This is a genomic window from Brevibacillus porteri, assembly GCF_003013475.1.
GTDB lineage: Bacteria > Bacillota > Bacilli > Brevibacillales > Brevibacillaceae > Brevibacillus > Brevibacillus porteri.
On the sequence record NZ_PXZO01000064.1, the window covers coordinates 91,605 to 109,911 of the forward strand.

The 18,307-nt window shown below is 49.9% G+C and carries 18 protein-coding genes and 1 riboswitch; of the genes, 16 read left to right on the top strand and 2 right to left on the bottom strand.

The features are described from left to right. Entirely contained in the window at positions 1–885 is an 885-nt protein-coding gene (locus C7R92_RS28085) for a hypothetical protein (RefSeq protein ID WP_106836427.1), read from the bottom strand. A 280-nt stretch (positions 886–1,165) separates the two neighbouring features. Between C7R92_RS28085 and C7R92_RS28090 the strand changes: the two genes are divergently transcribed. From C7R92_RS28090 to C7R92_RS28115, 6 genes are all read left to right on the top strand, one after another. Further along, the gene (locus C7R92_RS28090; protein ID WP_106836502.1) at positions 1,166–3,256 is read left to right on the top strand and encodes a TerD family protein; all 2,091 of its coding nucleotides are present in this window, start codon (positions 1,166–1,168) and stop codon (positions 3,254–3,256) included. 213 nt (positions 3,257–3,469) lie between these two features. Continuing rightward, entirely contained in the window at positions 3,470–4,318 is an 849-nt protein-coding gene (locus C7R92_RS28095) for a HesA/MoeB/ThiF family protein (protein WP_106836428.1), read from the top strand. A 30-nt stretch (positions 4,319–4,348) separates the two neighbouring features. Further along, on the top strand, positions 4,349–5,209 hold the full coding sequence (locus C7R92_RS28100) for a HesA/MoeB/ThiF family protein (protein ID WP_106836429.1): 861 nt from the start codon (positions 4,349–4,351) through the stop codon (positions 5,207–5,209). Between the two features lie 8 nt (positions 5,210–5,217). Beyond that, the gene (locus C7R92_RS28105) at positions 5,218–5,667 is read left to right on the top strand and encodes a DUF441 domain-containing protein (RefSeq protein WP_017247402.1); all 450 of its coding nucleotides are present in this window, start codon (positions 5,218–5,220) and stop codon (positions 5,665–5,667) included. Positions 5,668–5,703: 36 nt separating this feature from the next. After that, the gene (locus C7R92_RS28110) at positions 5,704–6,807 is read left to right on the top strand and encodes an alpha/beta hydrolase (RefSeq protein ID WP_106836430.1); all 1,104 of its coding nucleotides are present in this window, start codon (positions 5,704–5,706) and stop codon (positions 6,805–6,807) included. Positions 6,808–6,820: 13 nt separating this feature from the next. Then, positions 6,821–8,239 carry a LeuA family protein gene (locus tag C7R92_RS28115; RefSeq protein WP_106836431.1) on the top strand — a complete coding sequence of 473 codons (1,419 nt, stop codon included), beginning with the start codon at positions 6,821–6,823 and terminating at the stop codon, positions 8,237–8,239. 94 nt (positions 8,240–8,333) lie between these two features. Here the strand turns inward: C7R92_RS28115 and C7R92_RS28120 are convergent, their stop codons facing one another. Further along, positions 8,334–9,026: a M15 family metallopeptidase gene (locus C7R92_RS28120; RefSeq protein ID WP_106836432.1), complete on the bottom strand. Its 693-nt coding sequence runs from the start codon at positions 9,024–9,026 to the stop codon at positions 8,334–8,336. A gap of 183 nt (positions 9,027–9,209) precedes the next feature. Continuing rightward, positions 9,210–9,425: riboswitch (cobalamin riboswitch) on the top strand. Positions 9,426–9,588: 163 nt separating this feature from the next. On the opposite strand from C7R92_RS28120, the gene cobO reads away from it, so the two are divergent. From cobO to C7R92_RS28170, 10 genes are read left to right on the top strand one after another with little or no spacing between them, the layout of a single operon-like run. Beyond that, on the top strand, positions 9,589–10,137 hold the full coding sequence (cobO, locus tag C7R92_RS28125) for a cob(I)yrinic acid a,c-diamide adenosyltransferase (RefSeq protein ID WP_017247397.1): 549 nt from the start codon (positions 9,589–9,591) through the stop codon (positions 10,135–10,137). Beyond that, on the top strand, positions 10,134–11,249 hold the full coding sequence (gene cobD / locus C7R92_RS28130; protein WP_106836433.1) for a threonine-phosphate decarboxylase CobD: 1,116 nt from the start codon (positions 10,134–10,136) through the stop codon (positions 11,247–11,249). The genes cobO and cobD overlap by 4 nt, the downstream gene beginning before the upstream one ends. Beyond that, a complete protein-coding gene (gene cobU / locus C7R92_RS28135; RefSeq protein ID WP_106836434.1) occupies positions 11,246–11,785 on the top strand; it encodes a bifunctional adenosylcobinamide kinase/adenosylcobinamide-phosphate guanylyltransferase in 540 nt (179 codons plus the stop codon). Before cobD ends, cobU begins: the two co-directional genes overlap by 4 nt. Then, positions 11,782–12,522, top strand: a complete 741-nt coding sequence (gene cobS / locus C7R92_RS28140) for an adenosylcobinamide-GDP ribazoletransferase (protein WP_106836435.1) — start codon at positions 11,782–11,784, stop codon at positions 12,520–12,522. Before cobU ends, cobS begins: the two co-directional genes overlap by 4 nt. Next, positions 12,519–13,151 carry a histidine phosphatase family protein gene (locus tag C7R92_RS28145; protein WP_106836436.1) on the top strand — a complete coding sequence of 211 codons (633 nt, stop codon included), beginning with the start codon at positions 12,519–12,521 and terminating at the stop codon, positions 13,149–13,151. Before cobS ends, C7R92_RS28145 begins: the two co-directional genes overlap by 4 nt. Further along, a complete protein-coding gene (gene cbiB / locus C7R92_RS28150; RefSeq protein ID WP_106836437.1) occupies positions 13,148–14,098 on the top strand; it encodes an adenosylcobinamide-phosphate synthase CbiB in 951 nt (316 codons plus the stop codon). Before C7R92_RS28145 ends, cbiB begins: the two co-directional genes overlap by 4 nt. Before the next feature lie 27 nt (positions 14,099–14,125). Beyond that, complete coding sequence (gene cobJ / locus C7R92_RS28155) at positions 14,126–15,886, top strand: precorrin-3B C(17)-methyltransferase (protein WP_069846304.1); 1,761 nt, start codon at positions 14,126–14,128, stop codon at positions 15,884–15,886. Between the two features lie 37 nt (positions 15,887–15,923). After that, the gene (locus C7R92_RS28160; protein ID WP_106836438.1) at positions 15,924–16,868 is read left to right on the top strand and encodes a sirohydrochlorin chelatase; all 945 of its coding nucleotides are present in this window, start codon (positions 15,924–15,926) and stop codon (positions 16,866–16,868) included. 12 nt (positions 16,869–16,880) lie between these two features. After that, a complete protein-coding gene (gene cobK / locus C7R92_RS28165; RefSeq protein WP_017247389.1) occupies positions 16,881–17,654 on the top strand; it encodes a precorrin-6A reductase in 774 nt (257 codons plus the stop codon). A gap of 2 nt (positions 17,655–17,656) precedes the next feature. Beyond that, positions 17,657–18,307, top strand: a complete 651-nt coding sequence (locus C7R92_RS28170; RefSeq protein ID WP_017247388.1) for a precorrin-8X methylmutase — start codon at positions 17,657–17,659, stop codon at positions 18,305–18,307.

Sequence of the window (18,307 nt, forward strand, 5' to 3'; positions counted from 1 at the left end):
TTAGTTCTGAATATCAGAAGTATGGTGGAGGTTTTTTGCATTGTTCTTTTGTTGAAGGAAGAAAACGATTGGAAAGAAGGCAACCAAGAAACAACAGGCGGCGAGAATCGGAAATACGGATATTTCCAAAACAGCACGACCGAGATAGGTTTGCCAGCCGATTGCACCTAAACCGAGCAAGTAGGCGATACCTGCGAGATGGATGAAGCCAGTACGAGCAGTGGACACATGCTTTTTACGTTCAGCTAACCAAGCGACAAAAGGTACTGCTTGCAGAGCATGAAAGCCAATACCATGGAGCCAAATGATATTCCCTTGTTGCCCGACCACTCGACCATCATTGAATGAAATCCAGAGGCCTGCCGCAAACGATAGCATAACCGCAATCATTGCATAGCGGATGCCAACTGCCAGCTCTGGGTGTAGGGAATAAGCTTTTCTGCGGAAAAACTGAATGGCAATGAATACATAAAAGAGGACCAAGAGAAGAGCCACAAGAGTAAAAATGGAACCGACAGCGACGTCAAAGGATGTGCCATTTTTGACGAACCTCGGGTCTACGCCGCGGAAGTTTTGTACGGTTTCCGCTCCGTACGAATAGAAAGCAAGCAGGATATAAGACCAGCGAAAGAAAGCTCTACTTCGCGTGCCCAGGGCAGATAACGGAATGATGGCAGCTGTCGACAATAAAAATATTCCGAGTGCGGCATTAAAGGAAAACGCTTTCGAGACATCGCCATTAGGAGCGACGGGTCCTCCGTAAAGCATGACCCAGAGTGCGCATATGGCAGCCAGTAAGAAGCCAAGCAAGCCGCTATACACTAACCATTTCTCTCCTTGAAAGAAAGGGGGGGCTGTATGATTTTTCATAACAGATTGATTCATGAATCGAGTTCTCCCTCCTGTAAAGTTTTGGTACTCTGCTACTCACTTTACAGGGATGAAGAATAGGGAATAACAGGCAACGGATTGAAATCGAATTAGGTCCGGGGACGGATTTATTTCTCGTTCCTCCCGGAAAGCTTTACCATCTGGCAAAATTGAAGTAAGATGGTGAAAAATTACAAAAAGGAATAAAAAATCAGGCTATTGTACACCTTCCTTCTGAGCTAAAGGTTTGGTTCACCATTAGGGGTACTGCTTTCCTGATTTTTTCGTGATGCCAATGAAAAATCAAATCTACCTTCGCCGGAAAAATAAAATCATCGTACATCAGGGGCAGCAGCATGAACTGCCTACCTCTTATTTAGCTGCGGCTTTACGTAATATTGAGAGCTTGGGCTATACCTTTTCACTGGAATTGCTAGAAAGAATCCGGACGCTGTCGGAAGGAGAGTTTTTTGCGCTCTATTCGGACGTGGTAGCTGTGCTCAAGGTAAAGATCGGGGCATCCCGACAGTACAAGCCGATGTATCCGAATTTTCCTAAGCAAGTCATGGAGGCCAGCGAGGGTGAGCTGTTTGTAAATGCGATCATTCACTATTTGACGTTGGACCTTCCTGTGCACGAAGTGAAAAAACGTTTGCCTTTGCTGCGAGAATCTCGCCTGAAGTTGATACATCTGGGCACAGACGAAGAGCTACTACAGGTAGGAATGAACTTGCTCCGCTCCAATAGCTCGCTCTCTGCTACTGACAGGGAAGACTTGGAGGGCTTGATTCAGGCCTATGAAGGAATCGCAGAAGCTCTCCCAGCCGAGATTCCCCAAAAGGAAAACGTGGCGATTGCTGCTAGCCTGTTACTCAAATATGACAAGCTTCCTGCTACTTTTTTTGCCCACTATTGCAAGACAGCGACAGATGTACTACGTCTTGCAGTGGCGCTGTCTGACGGGGATGTGAGCTTGGCGGAGCCTGCGAAATTTCGCAAGTTTAAGCGCGGCGAAAGAAGACTGCTCCTCGGCCTGCTGGAAGCCAGCTCGAATATCGTAGAAGACATGAATCGTTACAAAAACAGATGGATTCGTCTCGGGGAAATCTTGCATCCGTTTGAATATAAGGATCGCTATCCGAAAGCGGCAGAAGCATTCGATATTTTGCGCAACAATCACAAGGTCGAGACGTTCAATAGCCAAGTAGAGCAGGCGTTGGTTCGTGCGGATGTGAATATGGCGATAAAGCTGCTCGAACAGCGTCCAGGGGAATTTGCCCGTCGTCTGGATCATTTGTTGCGTTTGACGGAGCAGGGGAGTTCAGTCCTTTCTGCCTTCGAGAAAATTGCGCACGGTGTATCGACTCCAGTTCTTTTGCAAGTCATGAATCACTTCGACAAACGGGATAGCTACGGGGAATGGCGGACCTTTTTTCCGAAAGGGCAAGTGGCGAAAGTACAGGCAATTGAAAACCGAGTGCCAGGACTGCAAGAGGACATTAGACAGAAGGCAGCGGATATTTGCCGGACATCGTTGTTGAACCGTTTTGCCCAATTGCCCTCGCTGGGTAACGTCTATATCGACCCGCGGCTACAGGAGCATCTCGTTCCGTTTTCGATGCGATCCGCCAGCAAAGCACTACGCACGATTGCACGCGGCTCCCGGTTATCGATCCCGGATGGAGGGACGATTCGCTTTTTCCTGTGGTGGAAGGAAGGGATCGTCAACGATGTTCCTACAGGCAGAGTCGATATCGATTTGTCTGCCGTGCTCTATAACGAGGCTTGGAAGTACATGGAGCATATTTCCTATACCAATCTGCGTTCCGACAAGTATCAAGCGTGCCATAGCGGGGATATTGTGGAGGCTCCCAAAGGCGCGTGCGAATTCATCGACATCGACATTGATTCTGTCATCCGCTATGGCGGTCGATATGTCGTCATGAACCTGTATTCGTTTACGAGTCAGCCTTATTGCGATTTGCCCGAATGCTTCGCAGGCTGGATGATTCGTTCGGCGCCACAGACAGGGGAGATTTTCGAGCCGCAGACGGTACAGGACAAGGTTGATCTCGCCGCCAATACGCGGATTTGTATCCCGGTCATTCTGGATCTCGTGGAGAGAAAAGTGATTTGGACGGATATCGCTCTGAATTCAGATCCGAGGTTTGCCAACAATGTGGAGTCCAATGCGGGAGGGGTGGAGCTGATGGGAAGAGCGCTCACCTCGTTGGTGAAGCCTACCCTGCATGAGTTGTTCATGCTTCATGCGCAGGCGAGGGGGACGCTGACTGATCAAGCAGAAGAGGCAGATACGGTATTTTCTTTGGAAGAGGGAATTACGCCGTTTGATACGGAGATCATCATGGCGGATTTCTTGCAGTAAGGTTAGGGGATGTAAGGCTTGGGTTCGGTATTGTACCGGACTCAAGCCTTTTCAGTTTGTCTATTCTAGCTAAAAATTTTTCTCCTTTGTTCATGAAAATTTCAAATAAAACCCAATTAATAGTCAGAACGAGCTATTTTTTTGCTAGTAACTGGAACTCTATAATGGCAAATGTAAATGGTCAATTGAAATTGGAAAGAGGAGGAAAAAGAAGTGGAAGCGGATTCGTTTTATTGGGAAATGGTCAAGAAAAATATTGGGGTGTATACCGCTGAGGAACAAAAACGCTTAAAGGAAGGAAAGATCATCATATTTGGACTCGGCGGGGTTGGGGGGATGGAAGCGATTCTTTGCGCCCGCATGGGGATCGGGCAGGTCACTGGAGTAGACCCGGATGAATTCGAAGTTTCTAACATCAATCGTCAAATGCTGGCAACGGTACATTCATTGGGTAAATCAAAAGCGGCGACGGCTGAAGAAGTTCTTCAGTCCATCAACCCATACATATCTGTTCGATGCGTCCAAGCAAATGTTGATGAAGACAATGTGCTTGAACTGATGAAAGGGCATGATCTGGTGATTGAAGCAGTGGACGATATACCCTCCCGCGTCATCATCCACCGGACCGCTCGTGAGCTGGGCATACCAAGCGTGGGCATGTCAGGGAGCCCCCCAACCCGCGGGTTTGTCTCTTCCTTTTTTCCAGACGGCATCTCGTACGAAACAGCATTGAACATTCCAGGAGCAGGGGAAAAGTTGACCAATGAAGCGTTACGCCAAGAGATTGCTGACATAAAAAAAGCCAGGGCCTGGCACTCTGTCAAAGAAGGAGCTCCAAAGGAATGGGCAGAGGATTTTTGTGAGGGAAAGGCTGGCTGGATTATTACACCAGTTCGTGCCCATCTCATAGCGCTTTTCAGCTTTCATGAAGCTGTGCAAATCTTGACGGGCAGAGAACCGTTGGCACGTGCACCCAAAGGAGTTCTCATTAATCTAGATACGGACACACCGGTAAAAGTGACAACTCCCCCTGATGGAACGTGGAACTATGCAACACTATAACGATTTTGAAAGAACAAAGGAGATGATCGCATGTCATTGATAGAAAATAGGGAATTATATAACAATAGTTTTACCCGCAATTTCGGAATCATTACGAGTGAGGAGCAAGCCAAACTGCGAAATGCTAGGGTAACGGTGGTAGGTGCAGGCGGCGTGGGAGGAATCACATTGATTCAACTCGCCCGGATGGGTGTAGGGAAGCTTCATGTCATCGATCAAGACTCGTTTGAAGAAAGTAATCTCAATCGCCAAATGCTCAGCTTTGTCAGCAAAATCAACTCTCCCAAGGCGGAAGTAGCGAAGGAAATACTTCACGATATCAATCCAGAGCTGGAAGTAAAGGTAACAAGGGAGTTTGTTACCGAAGAAAATGCACATGATCTGCTGGGTGATACAGATGTGATTGTAGATGCTACGGATAATCTGGTTGCACGGGTAATCATCCATAGAACAGCAGCCGATATGGGTATTCCCTCCATCTGGATTGCGGTAACACCACCTTTCCGCGGAGGAGTCATGTGCATGACACCCGACTCCTTGCCCTATGAGGTCGTCATGAGACACCCTTCCTATCAACAGCCTCTCACGCCAGAGATGCGTGAAAAAATTAATCAGATCAAAGACGAGCGTGCAAAGTATTCCGTATCGCAAGGCGCCTTGCCTGAATGGGCAGATGCCTATGTAAAGAGAGAGGCTCCATGGGCAGTGCTTGCTCCGGTAGCGAATATCGTCGGAGTATTGGCTAGCTTTGAGGCATTCAAACTAATCATTCAGAGACCAGACCTATTGCCAGCCGTTGCTCCCAATCTAGTCAAAGTCAATTTAGCTTCCGTCCAAATGGTACAGGTGGAAGCCCCGGCAGAGGGAAGCTGGGATAACACGCTACTATAAAGACTCCTATGTTGCATACCACCATTATCTTACTGGTAATCGCCCTCTTGTCATTAGTGGCAAAGGATCTGGTTCTCGTCTACGCTTCCCTCTTGCTGCTCGGATTATCTTTGCTAAAAGCAGTGCCTGTCATGGATGCAATCCAAAAACCAATTTTCCATGTGGGTCTGTTTTGTCTAATGGTATTCTTGTTGATTCCGATTGCCAAAGGAAAATATGATTTCATCTCCCTTGGCAAGGAAATGGTCAGTTGGAAAGCAACGATAGCCATTTTAGCAGGTTTTATCATCTCTTATGTCGGGGGAAAAGGCTTAAGTATTTTGCCAGATCAACCGGTTGTTTTCATAGGCGTAACACTTGGAACACTTTTGGCAGTGCTACTGACTAATGGGCTGCCTGCAGGCTTAATCATTGCAGCAGGATGCATTGCGTTGCTGTCAAGAATCTTCAATTTCTAGCACCCTCTAAATCTACTTTGAAAGAAGTGCCAAACTATGAATCTCAATCATCAAATGAAAAATCATTTTCTTATGCTAGTCCTATCTTTAGGGCTGCTTGTTCAAGGGTGTTCAATTCCTGATTCCCCCAATCAAAATAGTACAACACAAGCTCAATCTGTAGTGGAATCAACCAGTGAAATCGTAACGGAAGAACTGAAAGTGCCAAGCATCGATCAGGACGTCTCCTTATATGTGAGGCATATGAGTGCCAAAAACAAGGAAAAGTTCACCAATAATGAGGTTGTATTGTTTCTTGAACCGTTTAGCGTACCTACCGCCCAAGCATTTGATGTTCCGGGATACTCCTGGATGGAGGAATACGCAAAGCAGGGTTACGACACATGGGCGATGGACTTCCGAGGGTTTGGGCATTCTACCCGACCAGTTGAAATGGATCAACCACCTGTAAAGAATGCTCCTGTCGTCCGTGCCACTGAGGCGGTAAAAGATCTGGAGGCTGTCGTCCAGCACATAAAGAAAACGCGACAAGTAGATAAAATCAGTATCGTAGGATGGTCTTGGGGTGGAGTTGTTGCGGGGATGTACGCGACTGAACATTCCGATGATATTGAAAAACTCGTGCTTTATGGTGTTATGCATGGTTTTTCTTTGCCTTTGATGGCAACTCCATTTGAAGCAAAAGGGAAGCCAGGTGAAATCAATCCCCAATTACCAGCGTACCAGGTTGTCCAGTTTGACAAGGCCATGCACCATTGGCACATGATGCTAGATAAACGTGATCTGGTTTCTGGTGAGGCAATGAATGCTGTATCCAAGGTCTTCGTAAATTCTGATCCTAACAGCAGCAAGCAACCTGAACAATCCATCCGCCGTCCAATGGGACCTTTGGTAGATCTGTATTACATCTGGACGGACAGACCCATTTTTGATGCAGCGAAAATTACAACGCCAGTGTTGATCATTCGAGGAGATCTGGACTTTTTTGCCGATAAGTCCCTCTTCCATAAGCTAACCAATGCATCTGCAAAACAAGAAGTGGTTATCAAAGATGCAACACATTGGGTGTTGTATGAAAAAAATCGTGATCAACTCTTGCGCGAAACAGACGAATTCCTGAAAAAGGAAGTAAACCCGTAAGGATGTGCTGGAAATGAAGCCGTTTCAAATTTTGGATGCAACACTGCGAGAAGGAGAGCAGCAATCAGGCGTGCGCTTCACATGCGAAGACAAGATTCGCATCCTGCATCTCTTGGAAAGCTATCAGATAGACCTCATAGAAGTGGGCCATCCTGGAATTTCTGCCCTGGATGAAGAAATCTGCCGAAAAGTGGCTCAATCGGCAAGACGAGCGCAAATATTAATGCATGCGAGAGCTACTGTTGAAGAAGTACATGCAGTAAAGCGCGCCAAAGCAGACTGGGTGGGGATTTGGGCTTCCATTAATGATGTGTCTATCCAAACCAAATTCAGTCATCACCAGGAAAGCTATATACAAGAGAAAGTCCAACAAGCTGTTATCGAAGCAAAAAAGCTTGGCTTACAGGTTAGATTCACGATTGAAGACGCTTCACGGACAGAGTGGGAAAAGATATCCAGCTTAGGTCATGTTGCTTTGCAGGCAGGCGCAGATCGCATTAGTTTGGCAGATACTGTCGGGATATGGGAGCCTGATACATGCAAAAAAATTGTAACTCGTGCCATTGAGGAATTTGGATGCGAAATTGAAGTTCATCTGCATAATGATCTTGGTCTTGCTCAAGCGAATGCGTTGGCGGCTATTGATGCAGGCGCTTCTGTCATTGATGCGACAATTTTAGGAATCGGCGAAAGAGCTGGTATTACTGACTTGATCCAGCTTACTGTTGCGTTGCAAAAGCTTCGAAATGATCATCGTTATTCTTTGGATAGAATTCCCGAGCTTGTACAAGTGATACGTCTGACGACAGGGTATAGACCGGACGAACTGCGCCCAATCGCTGGGCAAAATGCCTTTACGCATACATCGGCTTACCATGTTCAAGCCGTAAAGAGGAATTCCAAAGCGTATGAGCCATTTCCTCCCGAAACAATTGGAAGAACACGGCTTCTCGAAGAAAAGCGTCCTCCAATAGGAAGCCCAAAGCTGCCTGTTTCTTTACAGGTAGGAAAGCCGTTTCCAAAAGGTGCTTCAGAGCTACAGTATCATCGTGATGGTCCAGGGATACGCTGGGTTATGATGGATTCGCGTGTTGATGAGCGAGCCTCATTCTATGTGATCCAAAGGATATTTGGATTATGCGATTTGTCCGGTATTCCTGAAAAACATGTAGACAGACATGCGCATCATTGTGACAGTGCCTTCCTCTTTTGGGGAGATGCATCTGATGGCACTGGTCTGGTGTGTCATGTTCAACTCGGTGAAGAAGAGAAGACTGTTGAGAGTCCTGCAGCTATTTTTATCCCAGCAGGCGTCGAGCATTCCTATCACTATGTGTCAGGGCACGGAACTTATACAAATATTGTATTGTCACCTGAATACAACAAAAGCCTTTTGGTTTCAGCAGCATCTTCTGAAATACCAGTGACCTAAGAGGTACAGGAATTTGTTGAGTTTGAAGAGTGGGCGGCCATCTGGGCATGAGTACGGTATCGACCGGGCTCATGCCTTGCTTGATTATTTGTGGTTACATCGACAAAACCCCGCCATAGATCGGCTCTTGCTGCGTTTTTTGTCCCCAAGTGCGCGTTCCGTATTCGAAATGCCACCATTCTTTCGGATAGTTGACGAATCCGGCAGCCGTCATCAAATGATAAAGCAGTCGGCGATTGTCTCGAATCTCGATGTCCTTTTGCTTAGACTGTGCCAACTCTTCATAATAGCGAGTGGAAGCCAGTTCACTGAAATCATCGAAGTCTGTCCCCATCTCCAGCCAGCCATCAGGCCCTGCGATAGTCAGATCCACTGCACCGCCGGATAGGTGAGGGGACGGTTTGGAGAGGTCTGTTGTTGGATAAGCGACGAATTTGCTCAATTCTTCCGTGAGGGCGGGTCCTTCCTGCCAGCCTTGTAATAGCAAGGCTTCGCGGAAACGATCATACAAGGATGCCTGTACCTCAAATGAGCGCCAGCCGTCCAACACGACGAGCTTGTAGCCAACAGGCAGTTGCGCGGCTGCCATGGCGAGCTTGCGTGCTGCCCCTTCTCGCAAAAAGGCTTCTGGCTGTGTTCCGGCATAGCCCTCGTGGTAGTAGGCTGGATAGACTGTGATTTGAGCTGAAAGGGAAGAGAGGGGAATCATCGGTTCGCCGCATTCCTTGATCGGCAGTGGGCTAGGCAGGACCATGTCTGGTATTTTTGGAATCGGAGGAAATAGCATGACTGCACACCACTTTCGATTGTTTTGCCAATAGGGTAACGAAAAACATCAGGCATGTAAACGGTCATTATCTTAAATTTTCTGCTAATAGTCACCAGCGACGAATCGGCAGCTTTTGCTTGAATCCTCGGTAGCTTTTGCTATTATTAAAGCAAGTGCTTGTCAACGGAACGAACGACATTTATATATGGAAGAGAAACAGGTCCTTGTTTTTGCGAAACCGATTCGCAGGAGCAAGGTTAAAAGGGAAGTTTGGTGAAAAGCCAACGCGGTCCCGCCACTGTAAGAGAGTAGCTGTTCTTCAAGGCATCATGCCATCCACTGCCCATCCGGGAGCGGGAAGGAGAAGAAAAGCGATAATCCTCGAGCCAGGAGACCTGCCTGTTTTTATGTTTACACTATTTCCTTCGGGTCAAAGGAAGAGGTGAGGATTGTTGCTTTTCAGCTATCCGCGCTTTGTTTTTCCTTACGTACTGGGGGAAACAGGGCGCTTTTTTTATGCTTCGGAAAGTATTTGGAGGAAACAGCGGAGTAAAATACGTCACTTTTTGAGGTGGTCATGATGGAGAAAAACGATAAGAAGCGAGGATTGACCCTCGTTTACACAGGAGACGGCAAAGGAAAAACGACAGCGGCAGTCGGGTTGGCTGTGCGGGCGACAGGGCGCGGGAAAAAGGTGCTGATGGTTCAATTCATCAAGTCGCCGGAGCGTACATACGGAGAAAAGATTATTTTCGATAAATTGGGCATTGAAATTGTGCAAATGGGCGTCGGCTTCACATGGACGAAAACACCGGAGGAGCATCGTCAGGCATTGAAAGAAGCTTGGGCGTTTGCGAGCGAAAAGCTTTCTTCCGGAGCGTACGATGTCGTCATTTTGGATGAGCTAAATAATGCATTGGCGATTGACCGCTTCCCGATTGATGATGTGTTGCCATTGTCCGATGTGTTGGAAGCGATTCAAAATAGGCCAAGTCATATTCACCTCGTGATTACGGGACGGGCAGCAAAGCAGGAGATTTTGGATATCGCAGATTTGGTGACAGAGATGAAGCCAATCAAGCATTACTACGATGAAGGGATTCCAGCTGTGCTAGGGGTAGAGTTTTGACAAGCGCAGGTGTAATAGAGACGTACGGTCATGGCGGAGACTTGCTGACCGCAGCGCAGCGCTTTGGTCGAGAGCCCGGGCAGTTTCTGGATTACAGTGCCAATATTAATCCGCTGGGGATGCCAGCAAGCGTTCGTGAGATGCTGCTGGCTTCGCTGGCTGCTGTAGCGCATTACCCAGACCCTGGACATCGTGTGTTTCGGCGTGCGCTGGCGAAGCGGCTGCAAGTGCCGGAGGAATGGTTGCTGCCTGCCAATGGTGCCGCGGAGGCGATGGCACTGGCCATTCTCGGTCTTTCGCCGGAAACGGTTGGTGTGGTATATCCTTGCTTTTCGGAATACGCGCAACTTTCCGAGCAGTATGGTGCCCGTGTCATTGGCTGCTTCGGGAAGGAAGCGAACGGGTACAAGCCCGATCCCATAGAGCTGCACACTCTTTTTACGCAGTCTGATCTCGTATTTGTCGGGTCACCAAACAATCCGACGGGAATCCTGTATCAACCGGATGAGCTTCGCCAAATGGCGGAATGGACGAGTAAGACCAACACGTGGCTCATCGTGGATGAGGCTTTCCTTGATTTTGTGGAGGAAGATCGGCAATATACATTGGCGACGCAGCTCGAGCGCTTTCCCCGTGTGATCTTGATGCGCTCGATGACGAAAATGTACGCGATCCCGGGATTGCGCCTGGGTTATGCGATTGCGCATCCGGATGTCATTGCGAGGATGCGCCAGAAGCAAGTGAGCTGGAGCGTGAATGCACTGGCCCTTTTAGCTGGAGAACTGTGCTTGCAGGAGCAGGCATATGAGGAACAGACGCGCAGGCTCATAAAAGCAGAACGTGCGTATTTGATCGATTGCATCAGCGATGAGTTGGGCTGGCAGGTATGGCCGGGGGAGGCAAACTTTTTGCTGCTGCGCTCGCCAGAAGGATTGCCAGCGGAACAATTGCAGGCACGGCTCGGCAAAAAAGGCGTTCTGATCCGCAACTGTGCGATGTATCCTGGTTTGACGGCACATGATGTAAGAATCGCAGTGCGTGGACGAGAGGAAAATGAAAGACTTCTGGCAGCGCTCCGCGAGGTCCATGCGGAAGGAAGTGAACAGCGATGAGCTTGGTGCTGGTAACAGGCGGTGTCCGTTCAGGAAAAAGCCGCTACGCGGAAGAGCTTGCGATGATGTTGGGCAGTCGAGTCCTGTACGTGGCGACAGGCAAGGCCTGGGATGATGAAATGAAGCAGAGAATCGAGCTGCATCAGGCACGTCGTCCGCTGGAATGGGGCTGTGTGGAGGTAGGAGAGCGATTAACCGATTACCACGCATTCAGTGAGCAGTATGATGTGGTTTTAATCGATTGTCTGTCCACCTGGGTGAGTAATCGATTGATGAGCGTAGATGAGTCTGAATGGAGAAGTCCTTCACACACGCAAGCCCTGCTGCAGGAGGCAGAGGCATGGCTGTCTCTCGTTCACAATTCCTCGCAAAAAGTTATTGCCGTCACAAGCGAGGTCGGATTGGGCGGTGTAGCCTTGAGTCGTTTGGGCAGATGGTTCGCGGATGTGCTGGGCGATGTCAACCAGAGAAGTGCGCGACAAGCGGACGCCGTCTACGCGGTTTTGTCTGGGATACCGTGGAGGATCAAAGGATGAATGCATTTTTACACGCGATCTCGTTTTTCACGCGTATCCCGGTTCCGTGGCTTCGTCCTTCAGAGGAGGCGTGGAGAAAAAGCGTCAACTGGTATCCCGCAGTTGGTTTGGTCATCGGTTTAGTGCTATGGGGTGTATATCAGGCAGGACTGGTGCTGTTTAGTCCATTGATCGCCGCTATTTTGACGCTGGTCGCATGGGTCTACGTGACCGGTGGTCTTCATATGGATGGGTGGATGGATCTCGCGGACGGTCTTGGCAGCAGCAGACCGAGAGAGCAAATCCTTACGATTATGAAGGATAGCCGCGTAGGAGCGATGGGCGTTCTTGCTGCGATTATGCTGTTGCTGATCAAGGCGGGTGCAGTCGCAGAGCTCGCACATCCGGGATGGGGCAGCTTTTTGATCGTAGCACCAGTAGCAGCGCGGACACATGTGCTTTTGGCGATTAAGCTCTGGCCGTATCTTTCGGCAGATAAAGGGATCGGAAAAGGCATCAGTGCTGGGCTTTCCGTTTCCTCTATCATTGTGAGCTACATCATCGTGTTTGCCGCAGGTTGGTATCTTGGGGGCTTGCAGGTCATCACAGCCATTTTCCTGTCACTGTTGTTCGCTCTATTGTTTTCATGCTCGGTTTCAAAAAAATTGGGTGGACTAAATGGAGACTGCTACGGGGCTGTTATCGAAAGCAGTGAAGCAGTCGTTCTCTTGGTGTTAGTCGGGAGCTGGTGGTTATGAAGCTAGTTTGGATACGTCACGGGGAGACAGACAGCAATCGTGAGCATCGATATTTGGGGCATAGTGACGTTCCTTTGAATGAACACGGGTATCTGCACGCGAGTGAGTTGGCAAAGGAATTACCTGTGCTGATCGGGCAACCTGCTGTGATCTATTCCAGTGATCTGCTCAGATGCATCCAGACTGCCGAACCGCTCGCAGCTGCTTGGGGGCTATCGGTTAATCCAGAGCCAGCATTGCGAGAGTTGTCTTTTGGTGAGTGGGAGCTGATGACCTACGATGAGCTGATGCAGTCGGACCCTGTGCGAGCTACAGGCTGGTACGACGATCCTTTTCGAAATCGACCTCCACAAGGGGAGAGTCTGGAAGAGCTTGGGATGCGCGTGGATGGTTGGCTACGGTTCTTGTTGGAGAGAGCGGGCAAGGAGGAGGCATCCGATACAGTCGTCATCGTCACACATGGCGGCGTGATCCGCTGGTTCCAGGCCGCGTGGCTCGAAAACAATCCTGACCGATATTGGCAGGTCGATGGCATTAAGCATGGGGAGGCTCTGGTAGCGGAATGCTTGGATGCGGAAGGACAGAGCTGGATGCGACAACCCCTGAAGAGTAAGAGAGGGACAACATGACAGAAGTATGGATTTTATGCGCGGCCTACTTGATTGATCGAGTCGTAGGAGACCCCCGGAGCCTGCTGCATCCAGTGATCATCATGGGCTGGTGGATTACACGATTGGAGCGGGTTATTCGTTCTCTCGTCAAAGAGGAGTCGCATTTGAAGCTGGCAGGAGTCCTGTTCCCGCTCGTGATCGTAGGCGGCAGCTACGCTGTTGTTTGGCTGCTTTTGTGGGGAGTCACGTTCATCCATCCGGTGCTTGCCTGGATCTTGGGTGCTTGGTTGATATCCACGACGATTGCAACAAAAGGCTTGGCTGATGCCGGGATGGAGATTGCCCGTCATCTTGTGGCTGGGGATATGGAAGCGGCGAGACGGTCCTTGTCCATGGTAGTTGGTCGGGATACAGAGCGGTTAGATGAACCGGAAGTATGTCGGGGAGCGGTAGAAACCGTGGCAGAAAACATCGTCGATGCGATCGTCTCTCCGCTGATTTTCGCAGCGATTGGGGGAGCGCCGTTGGCAATGGCGTATCGTGCCGCCAACACTCTCGACTCCATGGTTGGCTATAAAAACGAGAAGTATAGGAATCTCGGCTGGGCATCCGCCCGCTTTGACGATGTACTGAACTACATACCCGCCCGTTTGACAGCTTTATTGCTCGTTGCCGCAAGCTGGCTGCAGCGATTGGATTGGAAGCAGTGCTGGGCAATGATCAGAAGAGATGCACACTTGCATCCGAGTCCTAACAGTGGATTGCCAGAAGCCGGAGTCGCTGGGGCATTAGGCGTGCAGCTCGGGGGACTGAATTATTACCAAGGTGTTGCATCGAATCGGGCAAAAATGGGAGATGCGAAACGACCATTGCAGGCAAGTGATATTGTCGCGACGATTCGTTTGATGTATCTCGTTTCGCTCTTATGTCTGCTCGTTAGCGTGATGATATCGATTTTATTATAAATAGGAAGCGAAAAGGGGAGGGGCCTTATGAGCGGCAAGTTGTTTGTGATCGGATTTGGTCCAGGAAGTTTTGAGCATATCACCAAGCGGGCGCGGGAAGCTCTGCAGGAGTCCGATATCATTATCGGCTATTCCACTTACGTAGATTTGATCCGCGGACTTTTGACGAATCAGCAAATCGTCAGCACAGGGATGACGGAAGAAGTGACGCGTGCACGGGAAGCTGTGCGTCAGGCGGAAGAGGAAGGCAAAAAAGTAGCGGTCATTTCCAGTGGAGACTCAGGTGTTTACGGGATGGCAGGTCTCGTATACGAGGTGTTGGTGGAAAAAGGCTGGACAGAAGCAACCGGTGTACCAATCGAAATCGTACCGGGCATCTCGGCGATCAATTCCTGTGGGGCAATCCTCGGGGCGCCTATCATGCACGACGCATGCACGATCAGTCTGAGTGATCACTTGACGCCGTGGGAACTGATTGCCAAACGGATTGACGCAGCAGGGATGGCTGACTTTGTTATTGCGTTGTACAACCCGCGCAGCGGACGACGTACCCGCCAGATTGTGGAAGCGCAACGCATTCTTTTGCAGTACCGCTCACCAGATACGCCGGTTGGTATCGTGAAAAGTGCTTATCGCGAACGCGAAACGGTTGTCGTGACGACGCTGGCGCAAATGCTGGAGCATGATATCGGCATGTTGACCACCGTGATTATTGGAAATACATCGACGTTTGTATACGACGGCAAAATGATTACGCCGCGCGGCTACCAGCGCAAATATACGCTGTCTGCCGATGAGCAGCCACTGAAGCCGCATCAGCGTCTGCGTGTAGAAAATGAGCCGTGGTCGCTCGAGGCCTCCGAGGAGAGCAGCCTTGCGTCAGCTCCGGAAGCACCAGTGACACCGAAGGCAGAAAGACCAGTAGCCGTTACCGAGGACAGAGTAACTGCTACAGAACCAGCAAATTATGCTGCAACAAGCACGGCCGTACTGGAAGCGCCGCCTGCAACAGAGGTAGAGGCACCAAAAGCTCCTTTCGCATGGGCGATGGAGGCGTTGACTGCTATCAATGCGGCGAAAGGCATTGAAACCAAGCCCGCTTCCGGCCAAGTCCATCGTCCGGTATCTACCTTTACGCCAGAGATGATTTTCGAATGCGCGATAAGTCCTGGTGTCGCCAACAAAAAAATCACGCCGCTGCAAATGATGGCGATTGCCGAAGTGGCTGGAGAAAAAGGCGAGATCGAATACACCCCACACCACCAGATGATTTTGCGCGTGCCGACGGCCAACCCTGCCAGCATCACTAGCCGCTTGCGAGAGCTTGGACTGATTCTCAGCCCGATCGGAGACGTTTTGCAGGTAAAAGCTTGCGATTTCTGCGACGGTGAGAAAAAAGACAGTATTCCTTATGCCGACGAGTTGCACCAAAAGCTGGGTGGAAAAGAAATGCCGAAGGAACTGAAGATCGGATTCAACGGCTGCGGGATGGCGTGCTACGGCGCGGTTCAAGAGGACATCGGGATCGTATTCCGCAAAGGAAAGTTCGATTTATTCCTGGGAGCAAAAACGGTGGGACGCAATGCACACTCCGGTATTCCAGTAGCAGAAGGCATCGAAAAAGAAGAGATTGTTCCACTCGTGGAGCGAATCGTGAACCGATTCAAAAAAGAAGCATTTCCGAATGAGCGTTTCCACAAGTTTTTCCAACGTGTAGGTGAGCTGGAGGGCTACGCATGGTACGAGCCAGCAAAAGCTGAGATCGAGAATGCTGCCTGCGGAGATTAATGCAAGAACACTGAATAAAAAACGAGGGGGATATAAAATGGACGCAGTATTATTTGTAGGTCATGGAAGCAAGGACCCGGAAGGTAATGAAGAGATTCGCCAGTTTGTGGCGACACTAACGCCTGACTTGGATGTTCCGATAATCGAGACGTGCTTTCTGGAGTTTGCCCGTCCTGACATGCTGCAAGGATTGAATACATGCGTGGCACGGGGGGCAACCCGCGTGGCGGTGATTCCAATCATTCTGTTCTCTGCCGGACATGCAAAAATTCATATTCCAGCTGCCATCGACGAGGCAAAGGAGCTGCACCCACACGTTCAGTTCATCTACGGACGCCCGATCGGCATTCACGACGAAGTGATCAATATTTTGACCGCGCGTATGGAAGGGGCAGGCTTTGCCTCCGGGGAAGACCATGATGACCTGGCTGTACTCGTAATCGGACGCGGTAGCAGCGATGCAGATGCTAACAGCGATATTTACAAAATGTCCCGACTGTTCTGGGAGCGCTACAAAGCCAAGTGGGTAGAGACTGCCTTCATGGGCGTGACGTATCCGCTGTACGACGAGGGCGTTGAGCGTTGCCTGAAGTTGGGTGCGAAGCGCATTGTTCTCTTGCCGTACTTCTTGTTCACGGGTGTGTTGATCAAACGGATGAGCGATCAACTGGAGAAGTTCCGTGAGCAATATCCAGAAGCCCAGTTCGAAATGGCCGAGTATTTTGGCTTCCATCCGTTGTTGAAAGAAGTGCTCAAGGATCGTGTGGTGGAAGCGTTGCAAGGGGAAGTGAAGCTGAACTGTGATACCTGTCAGTACAGGCTGGCAGCGATGGAGCACATCGACCATCACCATCACCACCACGATGACGAGCATGGACATCATCACCACCATGGTCACCATCATCATCATCATCACGACCATGACCACGACCATGATCACGACCACGATCATGACCACAAGCACGACCACGTTACCAAGTAGGAGGGAGACAGCATGATTCTGGTACTGGCTGGAACGAGCGACGCGCGCGAGTTGGCTTTGCAAATCAAGGACAAGGGCTACGAGCTGTTGACGACGGTCGTCACTGACAATGCTGCGAAAAGCATGGAGGAGGCGGGCGTGCCTGTCCAGGTCGGACGCCTGACCGCCGAAGATATTCAGCAGCTGATTCAAGAGAGAGCCGTACAATGCGTGGTCGACGCGAGTCATCCCTTCGCAGAGGAAGCCTCCAAAAACGCCATGGCAGGAGCACAGGGCGCGGGAGTCCCCTACATTCGCTACGAGCGTGAAAGCCTCTCCTCACCGGGCAGCGAGAAGCTGATTGTAGTAGAAGACTACGTCCAAGCGGCTGAGCTGGCGGCAGAAAAGCGTGGCATCATCATGCTGACGACAGGAAGCAAGACGCTGAAAACGTTCACGGATCGTCTGTTGGGCCTGCCGGATACTACGGTGGTCGCCCGAATGCTGCCGCGTCTTGACAATATGCAGAAATGCGAAGAGCTCGGTGTCGAGCAAAAAAACATCGTCGCGATGCAAGGTCCTTTTTCCAAGGAGCTGAACAAAGCGCTCTACGATCATTATGGTGTTACGCTGATGATCACCAAGGAGAGTGGCAAGGTAGGCGCTTTTGACGAAAAGGTGGAAGCGGCACTGGAAATGGGCATCGAAACAATCGTCATCGGTCGTCCGAAGATCGATTATGGAACGAAGTTTTCAGATTACGCAAGCGTGCTGGGCGAACTTAAACAAGCGACTGGAGGAAACTAACCATGGATTTCAAAACGGAATTTAAACCAATGACCGTACAACCGCAAGAGATTGAGGAATTGAGCTTTCAAATCATTACAGATGAGCTGGGCGAGCATTCTTTTACGGAAGAACAATATCCGGTAGTACAACGCGTCATCCACGCATCCGCAGACTTTGACCTTGGACGCAGCCTTGTTTTCCACCCGAACGCAGTAAAATCGGGAATCGAAGCAATCCGCAGCGGCAAAATCGTCGTAGCAGACGTACAAATGGTGCAAGTCGGCATCAGCAAAAACCGCATTGAAAAATTCGGCGGAGAAGTAAAGGTGTACATCTCTGACCGCGATGTGATGGAAGAGGCGAAGCGTCTGAATACGACCCGCGCGATCATTTCCATGCGCAAAGCGATCAAGGAAGCAGATGGCGGAATCTTTTGCATCGGAAACGCACCTACAGCACTCCTGGAGCTGATCCGTATGGTAAAGGAAGGCGAAGCAAAGCCAGGACTCGTCATCGGGATGCCAGTTGGCTTCGTATCTGCGGCAGAATCCAAGGAAGAGCTGGCGAAGCTCGATATCCCATTCATCACGAACATGGGACGTAAAGGCGGAAGCCCAGTAACCGTAGCAGCATTGAATGCCATTTCGATTATGGCGGAACGGTTGGGCTAA

Bases quoted from the DNA above. Each gene is read 5' to 3' on its own strand.
- C7R92_RS28085 (WP_106836427.1), bottom strand. From the start codon at position 885: ATGAATCAATCTGTTATGAAAAATCATACAGCCCCCCCTTTCTTTCAA.
- C7R92_RS28090 (WP_106836502.1), top strand. From the start codon at position 1,166: ATGAAAAATCAAATCTACCTTCGCCGGAAAAATAAAATCATCGTACAT.
- C7R92_RS28100 (WP_106836429.1), top strand. From the start codon at position 4,349: ATGTCATTGATAGAAAATAGGGAATTATATAACAATAGTTTTACCCGC.
- C7R92_RS28105 (WP_017247402.1), top strand. From the start codon at position 5,218: ATGTTGCATACCACCATTATCTTACTGGTAATCGCCCTCTTGTCATTA.
- C7R92_RS28110 (WP_106836430.1), top strand. From the start codon at position 5,704: ATGAATCTCAATCATCAAATGAAAAATCATTTTCTTATGCTAGTCCTA.
- C7R92_RS28115 (WP_106836431.1), top strand. From the start codon at position 6,821: ATGAAGCCGTTTCAAATTTTGGATGCAACACTGCGAGAAGGAGAGCAG.
- C7R92_RS28120 (WP_106836432.1), bottom strand. From the start codon at position 9,026: ATGCTATTTCCTCCGATTCCAAAAATACCAGACATGGTCCTGCCTAGC.
- cobO (WP_017247397.1), top strand. From the start codon at position 9,589: ATGGAGAAAAACGATAAGAAGCGAGGATTGACCCTCGTTTACACAGGA.
- cobU (WP_106836434.1), top strand. From the start codon at position 11,246: ATGAGCTTGGTGCTGGTAACAGGCGGTGTCCGTTCAGGAAAAAGCCGC.
- cobS (WP_106836435.1), top strand. From the start codon at position 11,782: ATGAATGCATTTTTACACGCGATCTCGTTTTTCACGCGTATCCCGGTT.
- C7R92_RS28145 (WP_106836436.1), top strand. From the start codon at position 12,519: ATGAAGCTAGTTTGGATACGTCACGGGGAGACAGACAGCAATCGTGAG.
- cbiB (WP_106836437.1), top strand. From the start codon at position 13,148: ATGACAGAAGTATGGATTTTATGCGCGGCCTACTTGATTGATCGAGTC.
- cobJ (WP_069846304.1), top strand. From the start codon at position 14,126: ATGAGCGGCAAGTTGTTTGTGATCGGATTTGGTCCAGGAAGTTTTGAG.
- C7R92_RS28160 (WP_106836438.1), top strand. From the start codon at position 15,924: ATGGACGCAGTATTATTTGTAGGTCATGGAAGCAAGGACCCGGAAGGT.
- cobK (WP_017247389.1), top strand. From the start codon at position 16,881: ATGATTCTGGTACTGGCTGGAACGAGCGACGCGCGCGAGTTGGCTTTG.
- C7R92_RS28170 (WP_017247388.1), top strand. From the start codon at position 17,657: ATGGATTTCAAAACGGAATTTAAACCAATGACCGTACAACCGCAAGAG.